Origin of the sequence: Phenylobacterium sp. VNQ135 (assembly GCF_049445735.1) — a bacterium.
Classification (GTDB): domain Bacteria; phylum Pseudomonadota; class Alphaproteobacteria; order Caulobacterales; family Caulobacteraceae; genus Phenylobacterium.
Genome location: NZ_JBMSDS010000004.1, coordinates 484,880 through 502,191, shown reverse-complemented (window position 1 = coordinate 502,191; position 17,312 = coordinate 484,880). Strand labels below are relative to the sequence as shown.

Here is a 17,312-nt window from a genome sequence, read left to right as displayed (position 1 = left end):
CAATCTGCTCTAGGAGATGCGCGGTCGGTTCGCGCTGTTCGCCGATTTGCGTTATTTTTGAAGCCGCTGAGATCTCTAAGGACACGAAGCGCGGGACGATGGACGGCTCCATCGAGATCAAAACTGTACCGGGAGTGCAGTCCGAGCCCCGGACCAAGGGCGAGCGTACGCGCGAGCGGCTGCTGGACCTCGCCCAGGAAGCCGTGATCCGGAAGGGTTTCGGGGCCACGTCGATCGAGGAGCTGGTGGAGGCCGCCGGCATCACCAAGAGCGGCTTCTTCTACCACTTCAAGGACAAGACCGACCTCGCCCGCCAGCTGGTGGAACGCTACATTGCGCGCAATCAGTCGTTCCTCGACGACATGGCCGAACGGGCGCGCGAGCTGTCCGACGACCCGCTGCACAGCTTCCTGATCTTCCTGAAGTTCTATGCCGAGGCCATGGACGAACTGGTCGACGCCCATCCGGGCTGCATGGTCGCCACGATCACCTTCCAGGACCTGATCTGGGACGGCGCGACCCGGGCCATGACGATCGACAGCGTGAAGGCCTGGCGCGGCCTGTTCCGCGCCTGGCTGGAGGAGATCGCCGCGGTGTATCCGCCGAAGGCGAAGGTCGAACTCGCCGACCTGGCCGACAGCCTTCTGACGCTGACCTACGGCGGCATGACGCTGGCGAAGGCGCTGCAGGACGACCGCGCGATCGGCAAGCAGGCGATGATGTTCCGCGAGACGATCCGGCTCTGTTTCGAGGCTCGGTAGCGCAGCGTTCCGTGTCGCCCCGGTTTTCGCGCAAGCGAAAGACCGGGACCCATAGAGGCCGATGTCGGCCGGTAGGCCGGGGCCGTTCAGCGGAACAGCTTCAAGAATCCGGCGCTTATGGGTCCCGGACGGCCGCTGCGCGGCTTCCGGGATGACAATGCGGGGGGCGGCGGCTACCGAGCATCATGGCCGAGTTCGATTTCGATGCGGTGGTCGTCGGCGCGGGCGCCGTGGGGCTGGCATGCGGCTATGCGCTCAGCCGGCGCGGGCTGACCGTGGCGGTGCTGGAACAGGACGCGGCCATCGGCCAGGGCGTCTCCTCGCGCAATTCCGAGGTCATCCACGGCGGCCTCTACTATCCGACGGGCTCCCTGAAGGCGCGGCTGTGCGTGAGCGGCCGGCGGATGCTGTACGCCTTCCTGGACGCCCACCACGTCGCCTACGACCGCTGCGGCAAGCTGGTGGTGGCCACGACCCAGGACGAGATCCCGCGCCTGGAGGCCATCCTGGAGCAGGCGACGACGAACGACGTCGAGGGGATGCGGATGCTGACGCGCGACGAGGCCCTCGCGCTGGAGCCGGAGCTGTCGTGCGCGGCGGCGCTGATCTCACCGGAGAGCGGCGTGTTCGACAGCCACGGCTACATGCTGGCGCTGCAGGGCGAGATCGAGGCGGCCGGCGGGGCCGTGGTGCTGTCGACGCCCTTCGAGAGCGCCGCCCCGCTGGACGACGGGGGCTTCGAGGTGCGCGCTGGCGGCGCCGAGCCGACCACGCTGACCTGCCGCTATCTGGTGACTGCGCCGGGCCTGTCGGCGCAGGGCGTGGCCGCGCATATCGAGGGCTTCCCGGCCGAGGTGATCCCTGAGGCGCACTACGGCAAGGGCATGTACTTCCGGCTCCAGGGCAAGGCGCCGTTCGCCCGCCTGATCTATCCGCCGCCGATTCCGGGCGCGCTCGGCACCCACTACCGCCGCGACCTGGGCGGGCAGGCGGTGTTCGGGCCGGACCTCTCGTACGTGGACGAGCCGGACTACGTCGTCGATCCGGACGCGGCGGAGGGCTTCTATCGCTACATCCGCAAGTTCTGGCCGGGCCTGCCCGAGGGGTCGCTGGCCCCCGACTACGCCGGCGTGCGACCGAAGATCCACGGGCCCGGGGAGCCGCAGGCCGACTTCCGCATCGACGGCGCCGACGTTCATGGCATCGGCGGGCTGATCACCCTGTTCGGGATCGAGAGCCCCGGCCTCACCTCGTCGATGGCGATCGGCGAGGCGGCGGCGGGGCGGCTCGGGCTTTAGCGCTTGGGCGTCACCTTCAGCACGCGGCCATTGTCGCTGTCGGTGGCGACGTAGAGCGCGCCGTCCGGGCCGACGATGACGTCGCGCAGGCGCTCGCCCACTTCCGCCAGCAGGCGCTCCTCGCCCACCACCTTGTCGCCGTCGAGCACGAGGCGGGTCAGTCGCTTGTCGGCGAGGCCGCCGACAAACAGGCTGCCCTTCCAGGCCGGGAACAGGGCGGCGTCGTAGAAGGCCATGCCTGAGGGCGCGATCACGGGGTCCCAGTAGTAGAGCGGCTGCTCCATGCCCTGCTTCTGGGTGATGCCGCCGGTGATCGGGCCGCCGGCGTATTCCACGCCGTAGGCGATGGTCGGCCAGCCGTAGTCGCGGCCCTTGCGGATGATGTTCAGCTCGTCGCCTCCGCGCGTGCCGTGCTCGACCTCCCAGAGCTCGCCGGTGCGCGGATGGAGGGCGGCGGCCTGGCTGTTGCGGATACCGTAGGCGTAGATCTCGGGCAGGGCGTCCTTGCGGTCGACGAAGGGGTTGTCGCGCGGGATCGAACCGTCGGCGTTGATGCGGATGATCTTGCCCAGAGCCATCTGCAGGTTCTGGGCCTGCATGCGGCCGCTCGTGACCGAGCGCTCGCCTGTGGTGACGAACAGCGTGCCGTCACGGGCGAAGACCAGGCGCGACCCGTAGTGCTTTGTGGAATCCCACGACGGCTTCTGCCGCCAGATCACCTGGACGTTCTCCAGGCGCGGCGGCTGGCTCGTCGCGGAGACGAGGCGGCCGCGGGCGACGGCGGTGTTGGTCTTCCCGTCCGGGTGGACCTCGGCGTAGCTCAGATAGACGAGGCCGTTCTTGCCGTAGGCGGGGTCCAGAGCCACGCCCAGCAGGCCGCCCTGGTCGCGCGGGTCGAGGCCGGACGGAAGGCCCGCGACGGGCTCGGAGAGCTTGCCGCCTTCGAAGACGCGCAGTCGGCCGGGCTTCTCGGTGATCAGCAGCCCGCCGTTCGGCAGGAAGGCCAGGCCCCAGGGCTTCTGCAGACCGGTGACGTAGTCCGAGACCTGGTAGGCCACATTCGACTTCGCCTCGGGCGCGCGGGTCTGGCCGGGGAAGGCCGGCTGCTGGCCAGGCGCGTTGGCGGGTTTGGTCTGGACCGGCGACCCGCCCGGGTTCGCGGCCGGCTGTTGGGCGCTGGTGGGCTGGCCGCACGCGGCAAGGACGAGGGCGGCGGCGGCCGCGGACGTCAGGCGGCCTCGGGTTCGGGCGAAGGTCATCAGGCGGGGGCTCCCAGCAAGGAAACGAGCGCGTCTTCAGGAGAAGCGCCCTCGAGATGAATAAGTGCCCACAGCGCGAAGAACAGCAGCGGCCAGCGGCGGGCGCCTTCGCCGTCGCGCATGACCGTGGCGGCGTCCGGGGCGAGGCGGCGGACGGCCTCGACCTGGCCGATGCGGGCGGCGAGGTCGGCGGCGCGCGGGGCGATCCAGGCGTCGACGGGGACGGTGAAGCCCTGCTTCCTGGCCCAGGGGCGGGCGGCGGGGCAGGCGCGCTCCAGCCACCGGCGCAGCAGCCACTTGCCGAAGCCGCCGCGCACCTTGACGCCGTCGGGCAGCGACCAGGCGAAGCGAGCCACCTCGGGGTCGAGGAAGGGCGTGCGGCCCTCCAGGCCGTGAGCCATCAGGCAGCGGTCGAGCTTCAGCAGCAGGTCGTTCGGCAGCCACGTGGCGATGTCGGCCCACTGCGCCTGCTGCAGCGGGCTCAGGCCGGGCGGAGCCTTGGCGGCGGCGCGCCAGGCGGCGAGGGCTTCTTGATCCGCGCCGCGCGGCTCGGCGGGGCGACCGCCCAGCCAGGCGGGCCGCAGGGCGCGGCGATAGCGGCCGTAGCCGGCGAAGAGTTCGTCGCCGCCCTCGCCGGTGAGCACGACGGTCAGCGTGCCCCGGGCGGCCTCCGCGAGCTTGTAGGTGGGCAGAGTGGCGTAGTCGGCGGTGGGATCGTCCAGCGCCCACGCCACCTGAGGCAGGATCCGCCAGAAATCCTCCTCCCCGAAGCGGGTCTCGCGCCAGTCGAGATCGAGCGCCCGCGCCACCGCCTCGGCCTGCGACCGCTCGTCGGCGGCGCCTTCCGAGTCGAAGCCGCAGGTGAAGGCGGTGACGGGTCGCTCGGCCAGGCGGCGCATCAGCGTGGCGATGGCCGCGGAGTCGATCCCGCCCGAGAGGAAGAGGCCGTAGGGCACGTCCGAGCGCTGGTGGACCCTGACGCTGTCCTCGAGGACCGCGTCGAGCTGGGCGATGAGGTCCCGCTCCTCCCCCGCCCTGGCGGGAGTGGGGGACCGCGAAGCGGCGCTGTGGGCGGACGTCCCCTCCGTCGGCTTCGCCGCCACCTCCCCCGTAGCACGGGGGAGGAGCGGAGCATTCCAGCGCCGCCGCCTGCCGCTGACGATGCGGCCGTCGCGGACTTCGAGGATCTCGCCGGGGGCCAAGCGGCGGAGGCCGCGGAACGGCGTGCGTTCGCCGACCGTGTAGTTGAAGCCGAGCAGCTCGCGGGCGGCGGTTTCGTCGAGTTCGGGCCGCATCATTCCGGCGGCGAAGAAGGCGCGGGGTTCGGAGGCGAAGGCGAGGCCGCCGGCATGCTCCATGATGTAGAGCGGCTTGATGCCGAAGGGGTCGCGGGCGAGGAATGCGCGCCCGTCAGGGCCGATCAGGCAGAGCGCGTACATGCCGCGAAGCCGGTCGAAGGCCGCCTCGCCCTCGCGGGCGTAGAGGTGCAGCAGCGGCTCGAAGTCGGAGCCGGTGGCGGGGTCGAGGCCATGATCCCGCACGAGCTCGACGTAGTTGTAGATCTCGCCGTTGCCGATGACCGTCCCGCCCGAGGCGTGCAGCGGCTGCCAGCCGCATTCCAGGTCGATGATCGAGAGGCGGGCGTGGGCGAGCGCGGCGCCCGGCAGCTGCTCCACCCGCACGCCGTCGGGGCCGCGGTGCTTCAGGGCGTCGATCATCGGCCCGGCGGCCGCATCGCCGCCGACCTGGCCCGCGATGCCGCACATCAGAGGGCTCCGAAATCGGCGAAGAGGGCCTTCCAGCGGCCGACCACGGCGGCCTCCGAGAAATCGGCCTGAACGCGCTTCTCGCCGGCCCGAGTCATGCGCGAGGCGAGCACCGGCTCGGACAGCACCTTGCGGACGGCGTGCGCAAGGGCGTCCGGATCGTCGACGGGCACCAGCAGCCCGTCCTTATCCGGCGTGATCAGCGCCTTCGGCCCCTGGCTCTCGGCGGCGACGACCGGCAGGCCGTGGGCCCAGGCCTGGATGACCACATTGCCCAGCGGCTCGTAGCGCGAGGGGAAGACGCAGACGTCGGCCGCGCGATACAGCGCCGAGGCGTCGGTGCGCCAGCCGAGGAAGCGCACGCGGTCGGCGACGCCGAGCGCCGTCGCCATGCCCTGCAGCTTGGCCTCCAAAGGGCCTGCGCCGGCGATCCAGAGGTAGGCGTCGGGCAGCTTCGTCAGCGCCTGGAGCGAGACGTCGTGAGCCTTCGAGTCGTGGAGGCGGCCCATGCCGAGCAGCAGCGGCGCGCCCGCGGGGGTGTCGAGGCTGGCCCGGTCCAGCCCCGGGACGTCGCTGGGCGCCGTCGCGAAGTTGGGGATGCAGGTGACCTTGCCCGCCGGCCAGCCCTGGCTCACGACCCAGTCGGCGATGTCCTCGGTGTTGGCCACCAGGTGGTCGAAGTTCCGATAGTATTTGAGATTGTAGTAGCCGCCGAGACGGCCGATCCGCGCCCATCCTCCCTTTGGGGGTCCACGCGGCGTGTGGCGGGCGGCGCGGTTCATCCAGGCCAGCGCCACCTTCGTCCCGTGAACGGCGGCGAATCCCGAGGCCGCCGTGCGGGTGATCAGGTCTATGGGACCGCCGAAGGGCAGGGTTCGCACCGGCACGCCCGCGGCCTTGAGCCGCGCCTCCCGCTCCGGGTGGCGCCGGATTGCGGCGGCCTGCGGCACGCCCGCGCGCGCCAGCGCCTCGACCAGGCTTACGAAGTAGGTCTCGGCCCCGCCGTCGCCGGCCGTTCCCAGGAGGTGGAGGACGCTCATCGCGGGCGCGACCGTAGAGCGCAAATCGTCGAAGCCCAAGCGCTTGAAGCGGCGAAGGCGAACCCCTATAAGCCCCACCTCGCTTGAGGCGACCGTGGCTGGGTAGCTCAGCTGGTTAGAGCGGTGGATTCATAACCCACAGGTCGGCGGTTCGAGCCCGCCCCCAGCTACCACGGTCCCCTTGGCTTCCCCCAAGGCTTAGCTGTAGGCGTACCGGATGACCGAGACGTTGCGCCTGACGCCGGCGGAGATCCTGCAGCACGACATCGCCAACGAAGCCGCCGCGGCGCTGACGCCGGGCGTGCTGAAGCAGGGCACGGCGGCGCCGCGTCAGACCGCCGTCGCGGGCCTGGACGGGCACCTGTTCGTGGGCCTCGGCACGAACAACTGGGAGAAGCAGTACGCCGGCCGGGTGAACATCGACGATGCCTGGTTCGCGGCGTGGGCGGCGTTGCTGGCCAAGCGCGAGGCCGAAGCCCAGCGGCGAGGCGTGACCCTGTGCAACCTGATCCTGCCCGAGAAGCAGGTTGTGATGCCGGAGATGCGGTGGCGCCAGCCGCCATCCCCCGACCAGCGGCCGCTGATGCAACTGCTGCGCCGGCTCCCGACTGGAGATTCGATCTACTACGCCGCCGATGACCTGATCGCCGCCAAGACCGCTGCACCCATCTGGGCCCGGCGCAACTCGCACTGGACGGCCTCGGGATGCCTGGTCACGGTCGGCGCGCTCGCTGCGCGGCTCGGCGTCGGTGCGGACATCGAGACCCTGCGATTCGCCTGCCGCCGGGTGCGGACGACGCACGACCTGCCGGTGCACTTCTTCGGGGACCCGCCGCTGGTCGACGCCCTGGAGCTGCTGGCAAACGGACCCTATGTCTTCGAACACCACGCCCGGCAAACGACGGGGCGCAACACCGGGAGCGCCTACGGCATCCACAATCCCGACGCACCGGACCAGCGCCGGTTGGTGATCTTCGGCGACAGTTTCTCGTACGAATTCGGTCTCGGCGCCGCGCTCTCGGCCCTCTTTGCCGAGGTGGCGTTCCACTGGGGCAAGAGCATCCAGTGGGACCGCGTGGAGGCGCTGCGGGCCGACATCGTGATCAGCGAAGCCGCCGAGCGCTTCCTCGTCACCCTGCCGAGCGCCTGAGCCGCCCACGGATCCACCGCCCGCTCGCAGAACGCAGATATTCACACTCGCGATAGTGAGTATTGACTCGCGATGAAGCTGCGTCGCATCTTCCCGTCACGGCAGGCGTCAACGACCGGCCGATAGGGAGGGAAGGCTGATGAAGGCGCTTCTACTGGGCTCGGCGTGCGCCGGGTCGCTGCTCGCCGCCGCGCCGGCGCTGGCTCAATCGACGTCGCAGGAGACCCGCGCCGCGCCCGAGGTGGGCGAGGTGATCGTCACGGCGACCCGCCGCACCGAGCGGCTGCAGGACGTTCCGCTGAGCGTCACCGCCTATTCTCAGGAGGCGCTGACCGCCAAGGGCATCGTGGGCTACGAGGGCCTGGCGGTCGAGACGCCCGGCGTGGTGCTGAACCGGCCGTCGGCCAACTTCAACAACTTCACCGCCCGCGGCATCGCCACCAACGGCTACGGCGCCAACCTGCAGAGCACGGTGGCCGTCTATATCGACGAGCTGCCGATCTCGACGATCGGCAACACCACGGTGCTGGACCCCAACCTGTTCGACGTGGAGCGGGTGGAGTTCCTGCGCGGGCCTCAGGGCACGCTGTTCGGCTCGGGCTCGCTGTCGGGCGCGCTGCGCATCCTGACGAAGCGGCCGGACACCAAGGCGTTCGACGCCGCGGCGTTGGTGGACATCGGCCTGACCGGCGACGACAGCGTGCGCCAGCGCTACAACGCCATGGTCAACGTGCCCCTGGTGCAGGACAAGCTGGCCATCCGCGCCGTGGGCTTCGTGCGCAAGGAAGAGGGCTATGTCGACAACATCGGCCTGGCCGCGAAGAAGAACTCGAACGAGCTCGACGCCTTCGGCGGCCGGGTGGCGCTGCTGTGGGAGCCGACCGACCGGCTGTCGGTCAAGCTCATGGCCTCGTACGAGGACAGCGAGCCGCGGGATTCCTCGCTGATCAATCCGGTCCTGGGCCACGACAAGCGGGCGACCGACCGGCTGGACCTCTTCCAGGGGCAACTGGCCAGCTACAACGCGACGGTCGAGTACCAGTTCGACGGCGCCCAGTTCACCAGCTCCTCGACGCTGTCGGGCTTCGACCAGAAGTTCTTCGTCGACCTGGCGGGCACCTTCCTGCCGGTGGGCGCGACGCCGACGCCGACCAGCATCGCCTTCGGCCTCGACGCGACCGCCTACATGGACACCTTCGTCGAGGAAGTCCGGCTGGCCTCGGACCCCGGCGGCCGGTGGGACTGGACGATCGGCGGCTTCTTCCTCGATCGCCGTCTGGACGTCGACTACAACTACCGCTCGCGTCCGGACTACCTGGCCTTCCGTGGCTTCACCGGCCTGCCGGACGAGTACTACCAGCGCCAGTACAACCACACGAAATCGCAGGAACTCGCCGGCTTCGGCGAGGTGACCTACCGCTTCAGCGACCAGCTCTGGGTGACGGGCGGCCTGCGCTACGGCGGGTTCGAAGCGCAGTCGTTCGTCGAGGGCGGTTACACCAGCAACTACCTGGCCCAGGCGCTGACGCCGGGCAACAACCGGGCGCTGACCGTCACCCAGGTGGCCCCGGTCACCGGCGTGAAGGCCAAGGAGACCGGGCCCTCGTACAAGGTCAGCGTCTCGTACAAGCCCGTGCCGAGCCTCACCACCTACGCCACGCTCTCGACGGGCTTCCGCACGCCGGTGGTCAACGGTTTCGCCGGGCGGCCCAGCGTGGTCAACCCGAACGACATCATCATCCCGGCCGGCGCCGACTCCGACGACCTGACGAACTACGAGATCGGGCTGAAGGGCTGCTTCCTCGGCGGCCGCCTGACCGCCAACGTCGCCGCCTACTGGATCGACTGGAAGAACATCCAGGTGCAGGCCAACCGGGTGTCGGACTCGGTGCAGTTCGCCACCAACATCGGGGCGGCGTTCAGCCGGGGCGTCGAGTTCGAGGTCATCGCCCTGCCGATGGAGGGCCTGACCATCGGCGTGAACGGCGCCTTCAACGAAGCCGAGGTCTCCAAGCTGTCGCCCACGGAGGCGGCTATCTCGGGCGCCGGCGAAGGCGTGCGGCTGGCGTCGCCCAGGTTCCAGGGCTCGGCGAACATCAACTACGGCTGGGACCTGACGCCGGAAGCGCGGGCCAACCTGTCGGCGACCGTCTCGCACGTCGGCAAGTTCCCGGGCATGTTCCCGTACATCCCGGGCCGGCCGGGCGTGCTGCAGCCGACCTATGACTACACCGAGGCCTACACCAACGTGAACGCGGCCTTCGCGGTGGCCTTCGACAAGTGGACGGTGGGGGCCTACGTCGAGAACCTCTTCAACAGCCGCAAGGTCACCTACGTGCACCCGGAAGCCTTCCTGGTGAGCCGATACGCCGAGCAGCGGCCGCGCACGGTGGGCGTGCGCGTCGGCTACGACTTCTAGGCCATGGCGCACCCTCCCCGCGCCGCGGCCGAGGCCGGCGCCCAGCGGCCGCTGAAAGGCGGCGGCTGGGTGCTGGGGATCCTCTGCTTCGTCTATGTGCTGAACTTCCTGGACCGGCAGCTCCTGTCGATCCTGGCCAAGCCGATCCAGGACGAGCTGGGCGTCACCGACGGCCAGCTCGGCCTGATCAGCGGCCTCTACTTCGCTCTGTTCTACTGCCTGATCTCGATCCCGGTCGGCTGGCTGGCGGACCGGACGAACCGGACGCGGGTGCTGGCGGCGGCCTGCGGGCTGTGGAGCGCGGCGACCATGGCCTGCGGCCTGTCGGCCAACTATCCGCAGCTCGTGCTGGCGAGGATGACGGTGGGCATCGGCGAGGCGGGCGGCGTGCCGCCGTCCTACGCCATCATCACCGACTACTTCCCGCCCGGCCGCCGGGGTACGGCGCTGGGCCTCTTCAACCTGGGCCCGCCGATCGGCCAAGCGCTGGGCGTGGCGTTCGGGGCGGCGATCGCGGCGGCCTTCAGCTGGCGGGCGGCCTTCCTGCTGATCGGCGCCGTAGGCTTGGTCACGGCGCTCGTCGTGCTGTTCGGGGTGCGCGAGCCCGAACGCGGCGGCCTGGACCGGGCCGCCGGGGCGCCGAAGCCGGCGCCCGCCCGCTTCTGGCCCACCGTCAGGATGTTCTTCGGCACGCCGGCCCTGTTGCTGGCGGCGCTGGCCAGCGCGGCGACCCAGATCGTCACCTACGGCGCGGGCAACTTCACCACGCTGTTCCTGATGCGCGAGAAGGGCATGACCCTGCCCGACGTGTCGCTCTGGTACGCCATCGTCGTGGCGGTCGGCATGGGCGGTGGGATCTTCGCCTCGGGCCGGGTGATCGACCGCTATACGCGCAGGACCAAGGCCGCCTACGCCCTGGTCCCGGCCTTGACCCTGACCCTGGCGATCACGCCCTACCTGGCGTTTGTCTGGGCGCCCGACTGGCCGCTCGCACTGGTCTTCCTGCTGTTCCCGACCTTCCTGAACTACTTCTACCTCTCGTCGGCCGTGGCCCTGGTGCAGGAGGAGGTGGCGCCGGAGCAGCGGGTGCTGTCGGGGGCGCTGCTGCTGCTGGTGATGAACCTGATCGGCATGGGCGTGGGCCCCACCTTGGTGGGCGCGGTCAGCGACGCGATGAAGGCGACCCATCCCGGCAATTCGCTGCAGCTCGCCTTCTACGCCCTGACGCCGATCTACGCCGTGGCCATCGGCCTGTTCCTGGTCCTGGCGCGGGTGCTGAAGCGCGAGGAGGCGCGGGCGTGAGGGCTCTGCTTGGAGCCGTGCTGGCCCTGGTGCTGGGCGCCCCGGCGCTCGCGGCGGGGCCGGTCGTCCAGGCCCCGGCCGGCGCGGTGCGCGGCGAGGCCGCGGGCGGGCTCGGCGTCTTCAAGGGCATCCCCTACGCCGCGCCGCCCACCGGCCAGCGTCGCTGGAAGCCGCCGGCGCCGCTCGCGCCCTGGACCGGCGTGCGCGAGGCCAGGGACTTCGGCCCGGCTTGCCTGCAGCCACGGATGCCGCCGGGCGGGATCTATTCCAGCGACCTGCCGCAGCTCTCCGAGGACTGCCTGACGCTGAACGTCTGGGCGCCGAAGGACGCCAAGGCCGCGCCGGTGATGGTGTGGATCCACGGCGGTTCGCTGGTCACGGGCTCCAGCCGCGAGAGCATGTACGACGGCGCGGCCCTGGCGAAGCGCGGCATCGTCGTGGTCTCGATCAACTATCGCCTGGGCGTGCTGGGCTACCTGGCGCACCCGGCGCTGTCGGCGGAAAGCCCCGACGGCGTCTCGGGCAACTACGGCCTGCTGGACCAGATCGCGGCGCTCACTTGGGTGAAGCGCAACATCGCAGCCTTCGGCGGCGATCCGGCCAAGGTGACCGTCGCCGGCGAATCCGCGGGCGGCCTGAGCGTCATGTACCTGATGGCCTCGCCGCTGGCGCGGGGGCTGTTCGACAAGGCGATCCTGCAGAGCGCCTACATGATCTCGACGCCCGAGCTGAAGGCGAACCGGTTCGGGCTGGAGCCTGCCGAGGCGGCCGGCGCGCGGCTGGCCCAGCAGATCGGCGCCGCCGACCTGGCGGCGCTGCGGGCGATGGACGGCGTTCAGCTGATCGACAAGGCGCCGAAGACGGGCTTCTTCCCGCTGGGGTCCGTGGACGGCAAGGTGCTGAACCAGCCCGTCGAGGCGTTCGACCGGGGTGAGCAGGCGCCGGTCCCGATCCTGGCCGGGTTCAACGCGGGCGAGATCCGCTCCCTGCGCCGCCTGGCGCCGCCGAAGCCCGCGAGCGCGGCCGACTATGAACGCGAGATCCGCGCGCGGTACGGCGACCTCGCCGACGCGTTCCTGCGGCTCTATCCCGCCACCGACATGGGCGAGAGCATCCTGGCGACCACCCGCGACGCGCTCTACGGCTGGACGGCGGAACGGCTGGTGCGCAAGCAGACCGAGCTCGGCCAGCCCGGCTTCCTCTATCTCTTCGACCACGGCTGGCCCGCGGCCAACGCCCTGGACCTGCACGCCTTCCACGCCGCCGAAATCCCCTACGTCTTCGGCACGCACGACCGGACGCCGACGGGTTGGCCGAAGCCCCCCGCCTCCAGCACGGAGACGCGGCTGACGGAGGCGATCCAGGGCGCCTGGGCGAACTTCGTGAAGACGGGCGCGCCCGGCGGCGGCTGGCGGCCTTACGGCGAGACCCGCGCCTACATGGCCTTCGAGGATGCGCCACGGCCCGCCGAGCGGCTGATGCCCGGCATGTACGAACTGAACGAGGCGGTGGTGCGCCGCCGCCGCGTCGAGGGGAAAACCCCCTGGAACTGGAATGTCGGCGTCGTGTCGCCGCCGCTGCCGCCTGAGCCTCCGGAGCGCCGATGATCGACGGAGCCATGCAGCCCTTCGCGCTGACGCTCGACAAGTTCCTGGAGCACGCTGCGAAGTGGCGGCCGACGGCCGAGGTCGTGACCGCCCGCGAGGACGGAAGCGTCGCGCGGATCGGCTATGCCGAGCTCAAGGCCCGCAGCCAGCGGATCTCGGCGGTGCTGGCGGGCATGGGCGTCGGCGTCGGCGGGCGCGTCGCCACGCTGGCCTGGAACACCCAGGCCCACGTCGAGGCCTGGTACGCGATCATGGGCATGGGCGCGGTGTGCCATACGCTGAACCCGCGCCTGACCGCCGCTCACCTGGCGGCGATGGTGGAGCGCTCGGAGGTCGGAATCCTGGTCGCCGGCGCCGACCTCGTGGGGCTGGCCGAGCAGATCGCCGGGCATGTCCCGCAGGACCTCCTGCTGCTGGTCATCGACGGTCCGGCGATGGGCGATGCGCTCGCGCTGGAGCCGCTGATCGCCGGAGCGTCCGACGGCTACGTGTGGGGCGGGTTCGACGAGACCGCGCCCTGCGGCCTCTGCTTCACGTCGGGCACGACCGGCGCCCCCAAGGGCGTGACCTACACCCACCGCGCCAGCTTTCTGCACACGATGCGGGCGCTGCAGGTGGACACCATGGCGCTGTCGGGCGCGGACGCCGTGCTGACGGTGGTGCCCATGTTCCACGCCAACGCCTGGGGCCTGCCGTTCGCGGCGCCGGCGGTGGGGGCCAAGCTGGTCCTGCCCGGCCGCAACGCGGACGGCGCGAGCCTGGCCAAGCTGATCCTCAAGGAGGGGGTGACGGTGGCCGTGGGCGTACCGACCGTCTGGCTCGGCCTGTTGGAGCATGTGGAGGCCGCGGGGCTGGAGCTGCCGAGCCTGAAGCGGATCATCGTCGGCGGCGCGCCGATGCCGCCCGCCCTGATGGCCCGCCTGGAAGAGCGGCTGGGCGTCATCGTCCAGACCAGCTGGGGCATGACCGAGCTGTCGCCGTCCGGCGTCGTAGCCGCGCCGGGCGATCCGGTTCGCGATCCGGCCCTGTCGGGACGTCCCGCCGTGGGCGTCGACCTGATGGTGGCGGACGCCGAGGGCCGGCCGCTGCCGCAGCAGCGCAACGCCGAGGGCCACCTGCACGTGCGCGGCGCCGCAGTCGTGGAGCGCTATTTCGGCGAGACGGCGAAGGCGACCGACGCGGAGGGCTGGTTCGCCACCGGCGACCTGGCGCGGATCGACGACGACGGAAACCTGGCGATAACCGGCCGGGCCAAGGACCTGATCAAGTCCGGCGGCGAGTGGATCAACCCGGCCGAGATCGAGGCCGTGGTCGGCGCCCTTCCGGAGGTGTCGCTGGCGGCGGTGATCGGGCGGATCGACCCGAAGTGGGGCGAGCGGCCGATCCTGCTGGTCGAACTTCGGGAGCCGGGGGCGAGCGACGCCGCCCTGCTGGAGCCGCTCAAGGGCCGGGTGGCGAGCTGGTGGATTCCGGATGCGATTGTGCGTCTTGAAAGCATGCCGCTCGCTGCAACGGGCAAGATCGACAAGCTGCGGCTGCGGGCCGAGTACGGGGCGGGGACGGCGACTTGACGCTGCCCGCGGCGCGCCCGAAAGAACGGGTCGTGCCCGAGACGCCCAAACCCCGGCGGCCGTCCAAGAAGGCGGAACAGCGCGCCGAGTCGATGGAGCAGATCCTCGATGCGGCCGAGCACCTGTTCGCCCGGCACGGCCTCTATGGCGTCACCTTGAAGGACGTGGCCCAGCGGGTGGGCGTGCACCACACGCTGCTGAACTACTATTTCGAGGACAAGAAGAAGCTGTTCGACGCGGTGTTCGCCAGGCGCGCGGCGGTGACGAGCGAGCTGCGCATGAAGGCGCTGGACGACTACGAGGCGGAGGCGGCGGGCAAGCCCACGGTGGAGGGCGCGCTGCACGCCTTCCTCGACACCGACCTCGACCTCTACATCCAGGGCGGCGAGGGCTGGAAGAACTACGGCGCGCTGGGCGCCCAGGCGGCCAACACCACCGAAGGCGCCGAGCTGATGGACAAGCACTTCGATCCGGTGGTGCTGCGTCTCGTCGACATCCTGAAAAAGGCCCTGCCCGAAGCTCCGGAGGAGGACATCTTCTGGGGCTACCACTTCGTGACCGGCGCCCTGATGGTGACGCTGGGCCGGACGGGGCGCATCGACAAGCTGTCGGACGGACTGTGCAAGTCCGACGACTTCCCGGCCATCAAGCAGCGCATGGCCCGATTCATGGCCGCGGGCTTCCTGGAGATCTGCGAGGCGCGGAAGGCCGCGCGAGGCTAGCGCGCCTCCAGCGCCGCCGAGAGCTTCCGCCACAGCGTCTCGTCGAACGTCTTGTCCGGCGCCGCGGCCCCCAGGCGGACGACCACCAGCTTGCGGCCGGGCGAGACGTAGAGCTTGCGGTCGAGGGCGCCCAGCGCGGCCACCAGATCGGCGGGCGCCGAGGGGATCAGAGGGCCGTCAGCGCGCCGGCCGCCGGGGCGGATCGCATAGGCGCCGCCGTTCAGCCACCAGAGCCGGCCGTAGGCCGGGTTGGCCGCCGATCGCTCGAACAGCGCCGCGAGCTGGGCCTCGGAGACCACCCGCCGGCCGTCCGCGGCCCGGCCGCGGTCGAGGACGAGCTGGCCGAAGCGGGCCACGTCGCGCGGCGTGGTGACGAGCCCGGTAGGGTTGCCGACATCGCCAAGGGCGGCGGGGCGTCGGCGCCAGCCGGTGTCGGACATGCCGGCCGGTCCGGTCAGCCATTCGCGGGTGATCTCGTCGAGCGGCCGGCGGACGGCGGCCTCGAGAACCCTCTTGGTCACCGCATAGACAGGCGTGTTGTAGAAGAAGACGCGCCCGGGCGGCGCGACATAGGCGAACCCCTCGTCCAGGCCCGAGCTCATGGTCAGCACGTCGACAACGCGGATGGCGGCTTCCTGCTCGGGCGTCGCCTTAGACCAGCCGGCGCCGAGGTAGCGCGAAACCGGCTGCCCGACATCGAGCAGACCCTTGTCGACGGCGATCGCAGCCAGCACGGCCACGAAGCTCTTCTGCTGGGAGGCGACGTCCTCGAGCAGAGCGCCCGAGGCGGTGGTCCCGTGGACGAAGGCGGCCTGGAAATTCCCCGCCCCGGGCGGCGCGGGCCAGTTGGCCTCGGCCAGCACCTGTCCCTCGCGGATGACGAGGAAGCCGGTGGTGTTCTGGGATCGGACGTAGTCGAGGACGTCCTGCATCGCCGACTGCGCGAACGCCGGGGCGGCCGCACAGACCATGATCAGGGCCGCCAGAACGCCTGCCGTCTTTCGGATATGCCTCATCTGCCTCGCCCCTTCGCCGGGCGCGATGTTAACGCGCTATAGAGTGAACGTGGGAGGTCCGAAGCGAATGATCCTGTCCCGTCGCGAACTGATGGCGGCCGCGCCGGTCGGCGCGGGCCTTGCGGCCGCAGACCCCGCCGAGCCTTGGGTCGGCGTCGACCCGCGCTGGCTGCAGGCGGCGCTGGAGCGGTATGCGGGGTTCGGCGACAAGGCCTCGGGCGGCGCAGGCGACACCGCCTGCGGCGCGTGGCTGGAGGCTGAGCTGTCGGGGCTCGGCTACGTCTGCCGGCGGCAGGGCTTCGAGGTCCCGACGTTCGAGCCGCGCGCCTCCACGCTGTCCATGGTCGGCGCGCGGGCCTCGGTGATCCCCCAGGCGCATGCCGCGCCGACCGGGCCGCAGGGGGTCACCGGACCGCTTCGGCTGGCGGCGTCTGGCGGCGACCTGAACGGGGCGATCGCGCTGATCGTGCTCCCTTACAAGCGATGGGTCAGCCTCGTGGACCCGCTGGCCGCCCGGCCAATGGCCGAGGCGTTCGCTCGCGGCGCGGCCGCGGCGGTGCTGGTGACGACCGGACCCACCGGAGAGGCGGTGGCGCTGAACGTCTCGACGCGCCGACCAGCCTATGCCCGCCCGGCGGCCATCCTGGCGCCGAAGGATGCGGCGCCCTTCCTCGCCGCGGCGGCCGAGGGGCGGGCGGCGACGTTGATCCTGGACGGGATCGGGGACACGCGACAGGCCTTCAACCTCGTCGGCCGCCGAGACCGGAAAGCGGCGAAAACCGTGGTGATATCGACGCCGCGGTCGGGCTGGTTCGGCTGCGCGGCCGAACGCGGCTCGGGCCTGGTCGTCTGGCTCGCCCTGGCCCACTGGCTGGCGCGGGCCGACCTGGGCGTGAACGTGGAGTTGGCCGCCAACAGCGGTCATGAGTACGAATACCTCGGCGGCGAGCACTATCTCGAGACGCTGGCGCCGAAGCCGGCCGATACGCGGCTTTGGCTGCACATCGGCGCCTGCGCTGCGACGCGTGACTGGCACGAGTTCGGTCCCGTGTTGCGCCCCCTGCCCAGCGCCGACGCCCAGCGGGTGCTGACCGCCACGCCCGATCTGATCGGCGCGGTGCGGCCGGCCTTCGCCGGGATCACTGGCCTTGAGGCGACGCTCGAGGCCAACGCCGCGACGGCGGGCGGCGAACTGACCAATGTCCTGAAGGCGGGCTATCGCAGCGCGATCGGCCTCTATGGCGCGCACCGCTTCTTCCACACCCGCGGCGACGACATGCGCTGCACCTCGGGGGACCTCGTGGCGCCCGTGGCCGGCGCTTTCCGCGCCGCGCTGAGCGCCTGCCTGGCCTGAAAACGGAAAACGCCCCCGGGGGTGGGGTCCCCGGAGGCGTTCCTGTC

The 17,312-nt window shown here is 71.0% G+C and carries 13 protein-coding genes and 1 tRNA gene; 10 read left to right on the top strand and 4 right to left on the bottom strand.

What is annotated here, in order from left to right:
* Positions 1 to 98 precede the first annotated feature (98 nt).
* The gene (locus ACO2Q0_RS17165) at positions 99 to 761 is read left to right on the top strand and encodes a TetR/AcrR family transcriptional regulator (protein ID WP_423352740.1); all 663 of its coding nucleotides are present in this window, start codon (positions 99 to 101) and stop codon (positions 759 to 761) included.
* A 185-nt stretch (positions 762 to 946) separates the two neighbouring features.
* The gene (locus ACO2Q0_RS17160; protein ID WP_423352739.1) at positions 947 to 2,059 is read left to right on the top strand and encodes an NAD(P)/FAD-dependent oxidoreductase; all 1,113 of its coding nucleotides are present in this window, start codon (positions 947 to 949) and stop codon (positions 2,057 to 2,059) included.
* Here ACO2Q0_RS17160 and ACO2Q0_RS17155 read toward each other — a convergent pair.
* The 3 genes from ACO2Q0_RS17155 to ACO2Q0_RS17145 are packed head-to-tail and all read right to left on the bottom strand — an operon-like array spanning position 2,056 to position 6,124.
* Complete coding sequence (locus ACO2Q0_RS17155; protein ID WP_423352738.1) at positions 2,056 to 3,318, bottom strand: PQQ-dependent sugar dehydrogenase; 1,263 nt, start codon at positions 3,316 to 3,318, stop codon at positions 2,056 to 2,058. The two genes, ACO2Q0_RS17160 and ACO2Q0_RS17155, sit on opposite strands and share 4 nt — an antisense overlap.
* Positions 3,318 to 5,084 carry an asparagine synthase (glutamine-hydrolyzing) gene (asnB, locus tag ACO2Q0_RS17150; protein WP_423352737.1) on the bottom strand — a complete coding sequence of 589 codons (1,767 nt, stop codon included), beginning with the start codon at positions 5,082 to 5,084 and terminating at the stop codon, positions 3,318 to 3,320. Before asnB ends, ACO2Q0_RS17155 begins: the two co-directional genes overlap by 1 nt.
* Positions 5,084 to 6,124, bottom strand: coding sequence for a glycosyltransferase (locus tag ACO2Q0_RS17145; protein ID WP_423352736.1), 1,041 nt, complete (start codon positions 6,122 to 6,124; stop codon positions 5,084 to 5,086). Before ACO2Q0_RS17145 ends, asnB begins: the two co-directional genes overlap by 1 nt.
* 96 nt (positions 6,125 to 6,220) lie before the next feature.
* On the opposite strand from ACO2Q0_RS17145, the gene ACO2Q0_RS17140 reads away from it, so the two are divergent.
* The 7 genes from ACO2Q0_RS17140 to ACO2Q0_RS17110 all read left to right on the top strand — a co-directional run bounded on the left by ACO2Q0_RS17140 (position 6,221) and on the right by ACO2Q0_RS17110 (position 14,895).
* Positions 6,221 to 6,297 (top strand) — tRNA-Met (locus ACO2Q0_RS17140).
* A gap of 44 nt (positions 6,298 to 6,341) precedes the next feature.
* Positions 6,342 to 7,274 (top strand): alginate O-acetyltransferase AlgX-related protein, encoded by a 933-nt coding sequence (locus tag ACO2Q0_RS17135; RefSeq protein ID WP_423352735.1) that lies wholly within the window; start codon positions 6,342 to 6,344, stop codon positions 7,272 to 7,274.
* 139 nt (positions 7,275 to 7,413) lie between these two features.
* A complete protein-coding gene (locus tag ACO2Q0_RS17130) occupies positions 7,414 to 9,693 on the top strand; it encodes a TonB-dependent receptor (protein WP_423352734.1) in 2,280 nt (759 codons plus the stop codon).
* 3 nt (positions 9,694 to 9,696) lie between these two features.
* On the top strand, positions 9,697 to 10,995 hold the full coding sequence (locus ACO2Q0_RS17125; RefSeq protein ID WP_423352733.1) for a spinster family MFS transporter: 1,299 nt from the start codon (positions 9,697 to 9,699) through the stop codon (positions 10,993 to 10,995).
* Complete coding sequence (locus ACO2Q0_RS17120; protein ID WP_423352732.1) at positions 10,992 to 12,602, top strand: carboxylesterase/lipase family protein; 1,611 nt, start codon at positions 10,992 to 10,994, stop codon at positions 12,600 to 12,602. The genes ACO2Q0_RS17125 and ACO2Q0_RS17120 overlap by 4 nt, the downstream gene beginning before the upstream one ends.
* Positions 12,599 to 14,173 carry an AMP-binding protein gene (locus tag ACO2Q0_RS17115; protein ID WP_423352731.1) on the top strand — a complete coding sequence of 525 codons (1,575 nt, stop codon included), beginning with the start codon at positions 12,599 to 12,601 and terminating at the stop codon, positions 14,171 to 14,173. Before ACO2Q0_RS17120 ends, ACO2Q0_RS17115 begins: the two co-directional genes overlap by 4 nt.
* A gap of 32 nt (positions 14,174 to 14,205) precedes the next feature.
* Entirely contained in the window at positions 14,206 to 14,895 is a 690-nt protein-coding gene (locus tag ACO2Q0_RS17110) for a TetR/AcrR family transcriptional regulator (protein ID WP_423352730.1), read from the top strand.
* Here the strand turns inward: ACO2Q0_RS17110 and ACO2Q0_RS17105 are convergent.
* Positions 14,892 to 15,911 carry a serine hydrolase domain-containing protein gene (locus ACO2Q0_RS17105; protein WP_423352729.1) on the bottom strand — a complete coding sequence of 340 codons (1,020 nt, stop codon included), beginning with the start codon at positions 15,909 to 15,911 and terminating at the stop codon, positions 14,892 to 14,894. The two genes, ACO2Q0_RS17110 and ACO2Q0_RS17105, sit on opposite strands and share 4 nt — an antisense overlap.
* Positions 15,912 to 15,978: 67 nt before the next feature.
* Here ACO2Q0_RS17105 and ACO2Q0_RS17100 point away from each other — a divergent pair, with 67 nt between their 5' ends.
* Positions 15,979 to 17,265: a hypothetical protein gene (locus ACO2Q0_RS17100; protein WP_423352728.1), complete on the top strand. Its 1,287-nt coding sequence runs from the start codon at positions 15,979 to 15,981 to the stop codon at positions 17,263 to 17,265.
* Positions 17,266 to 17,312: the final 47 nt, after the last annotated feature.

Excerpts from the sequence above, each read along its gene's own strand:
- ACO2Q0_RS17125 (WP_423352733.1), top strand. The coding sequence starts at position 9,697 with ATGGCGCACCCTCCCCGCGCCGCGGCCGAGGCCGGCGCCCAGCGGCCG.
- asnB (WP_423352737.1), bottom strand. The coding sequence starts at position 5,084 with ATGTGCGGCATCGCGGGCCAGGTCGGCGGCGATGCGGCCGCCGGGCCG.
- ACO2Q0_RS17100 (WP_423352728.1), top strand. The coding sequence starts at position 15,979 with ATGATCCTGTCCCGTCGCGAACTGATGGCGGCCGCGCCGGTCGGCGCG.
- ACO2Q0_RS17135 (WP_423352735.1), top strand. The coding sequence starts at position 6,342 with ATGACCGAGACGTTGCGCCTGACGCCGGCGGAGATCCTGCAGCACGAC.
- ACO2Q0_RS17145 (WP_423352736.1), bottom strand. The coding sequence starts at position 6,124 with ATGAGCGTCCTCCACCTCCTGGGAACGGCCGGCGACGGCGGGGCCGAG.
- ACO2Q0_RS17115 (WP_423352731.1), top strand. The coding sequence starts at position 12,599 with ATGATCGACGGAGCCATGCAGCCCTTCGCGCTGACGCTCGACAAGTTC.
- ACO2Q0_RS17130 (WP_423352734.1), top strand. The coding sequence starts at position 7,414 with ATGAAGGCGCTTCTACTGGGCTCGGCGTGCGCCGGGTCGCTGCTCGCC.
- ACO2Q0_RS17160 (WP_423352739.1), top strand. The coding sequence starts at position 947 with ATGGCCGAGTTCGATTTCGATGCGGTGGTCGTCGGCGCGGGCGCCGTG.
- ACO2Q0_RS17165 (WP_423352740.1), top strand. The coding sequence starts at position 99 with ATGGACGGCTCCATCGAGATCAAAACTGTACCGGGAGTGCAGTCCGAG.
- ACO2Q0_RS17105 (WP_423352729.1), bottom strand. The coding sequence starts at position 15,911 with ATGAGGCATATCCGAAAGACGGCAGGCGTTCTGGCGGCCCTGATCATG.
- ACO2Q0_RS17155 (WP_423352738.1), bottom strand. The coding sequence starts at position 3,318 with ATGACCTTCGCCCGAACCCGAGGCCGCCTGACGTCCGCGGCCGCCGCC.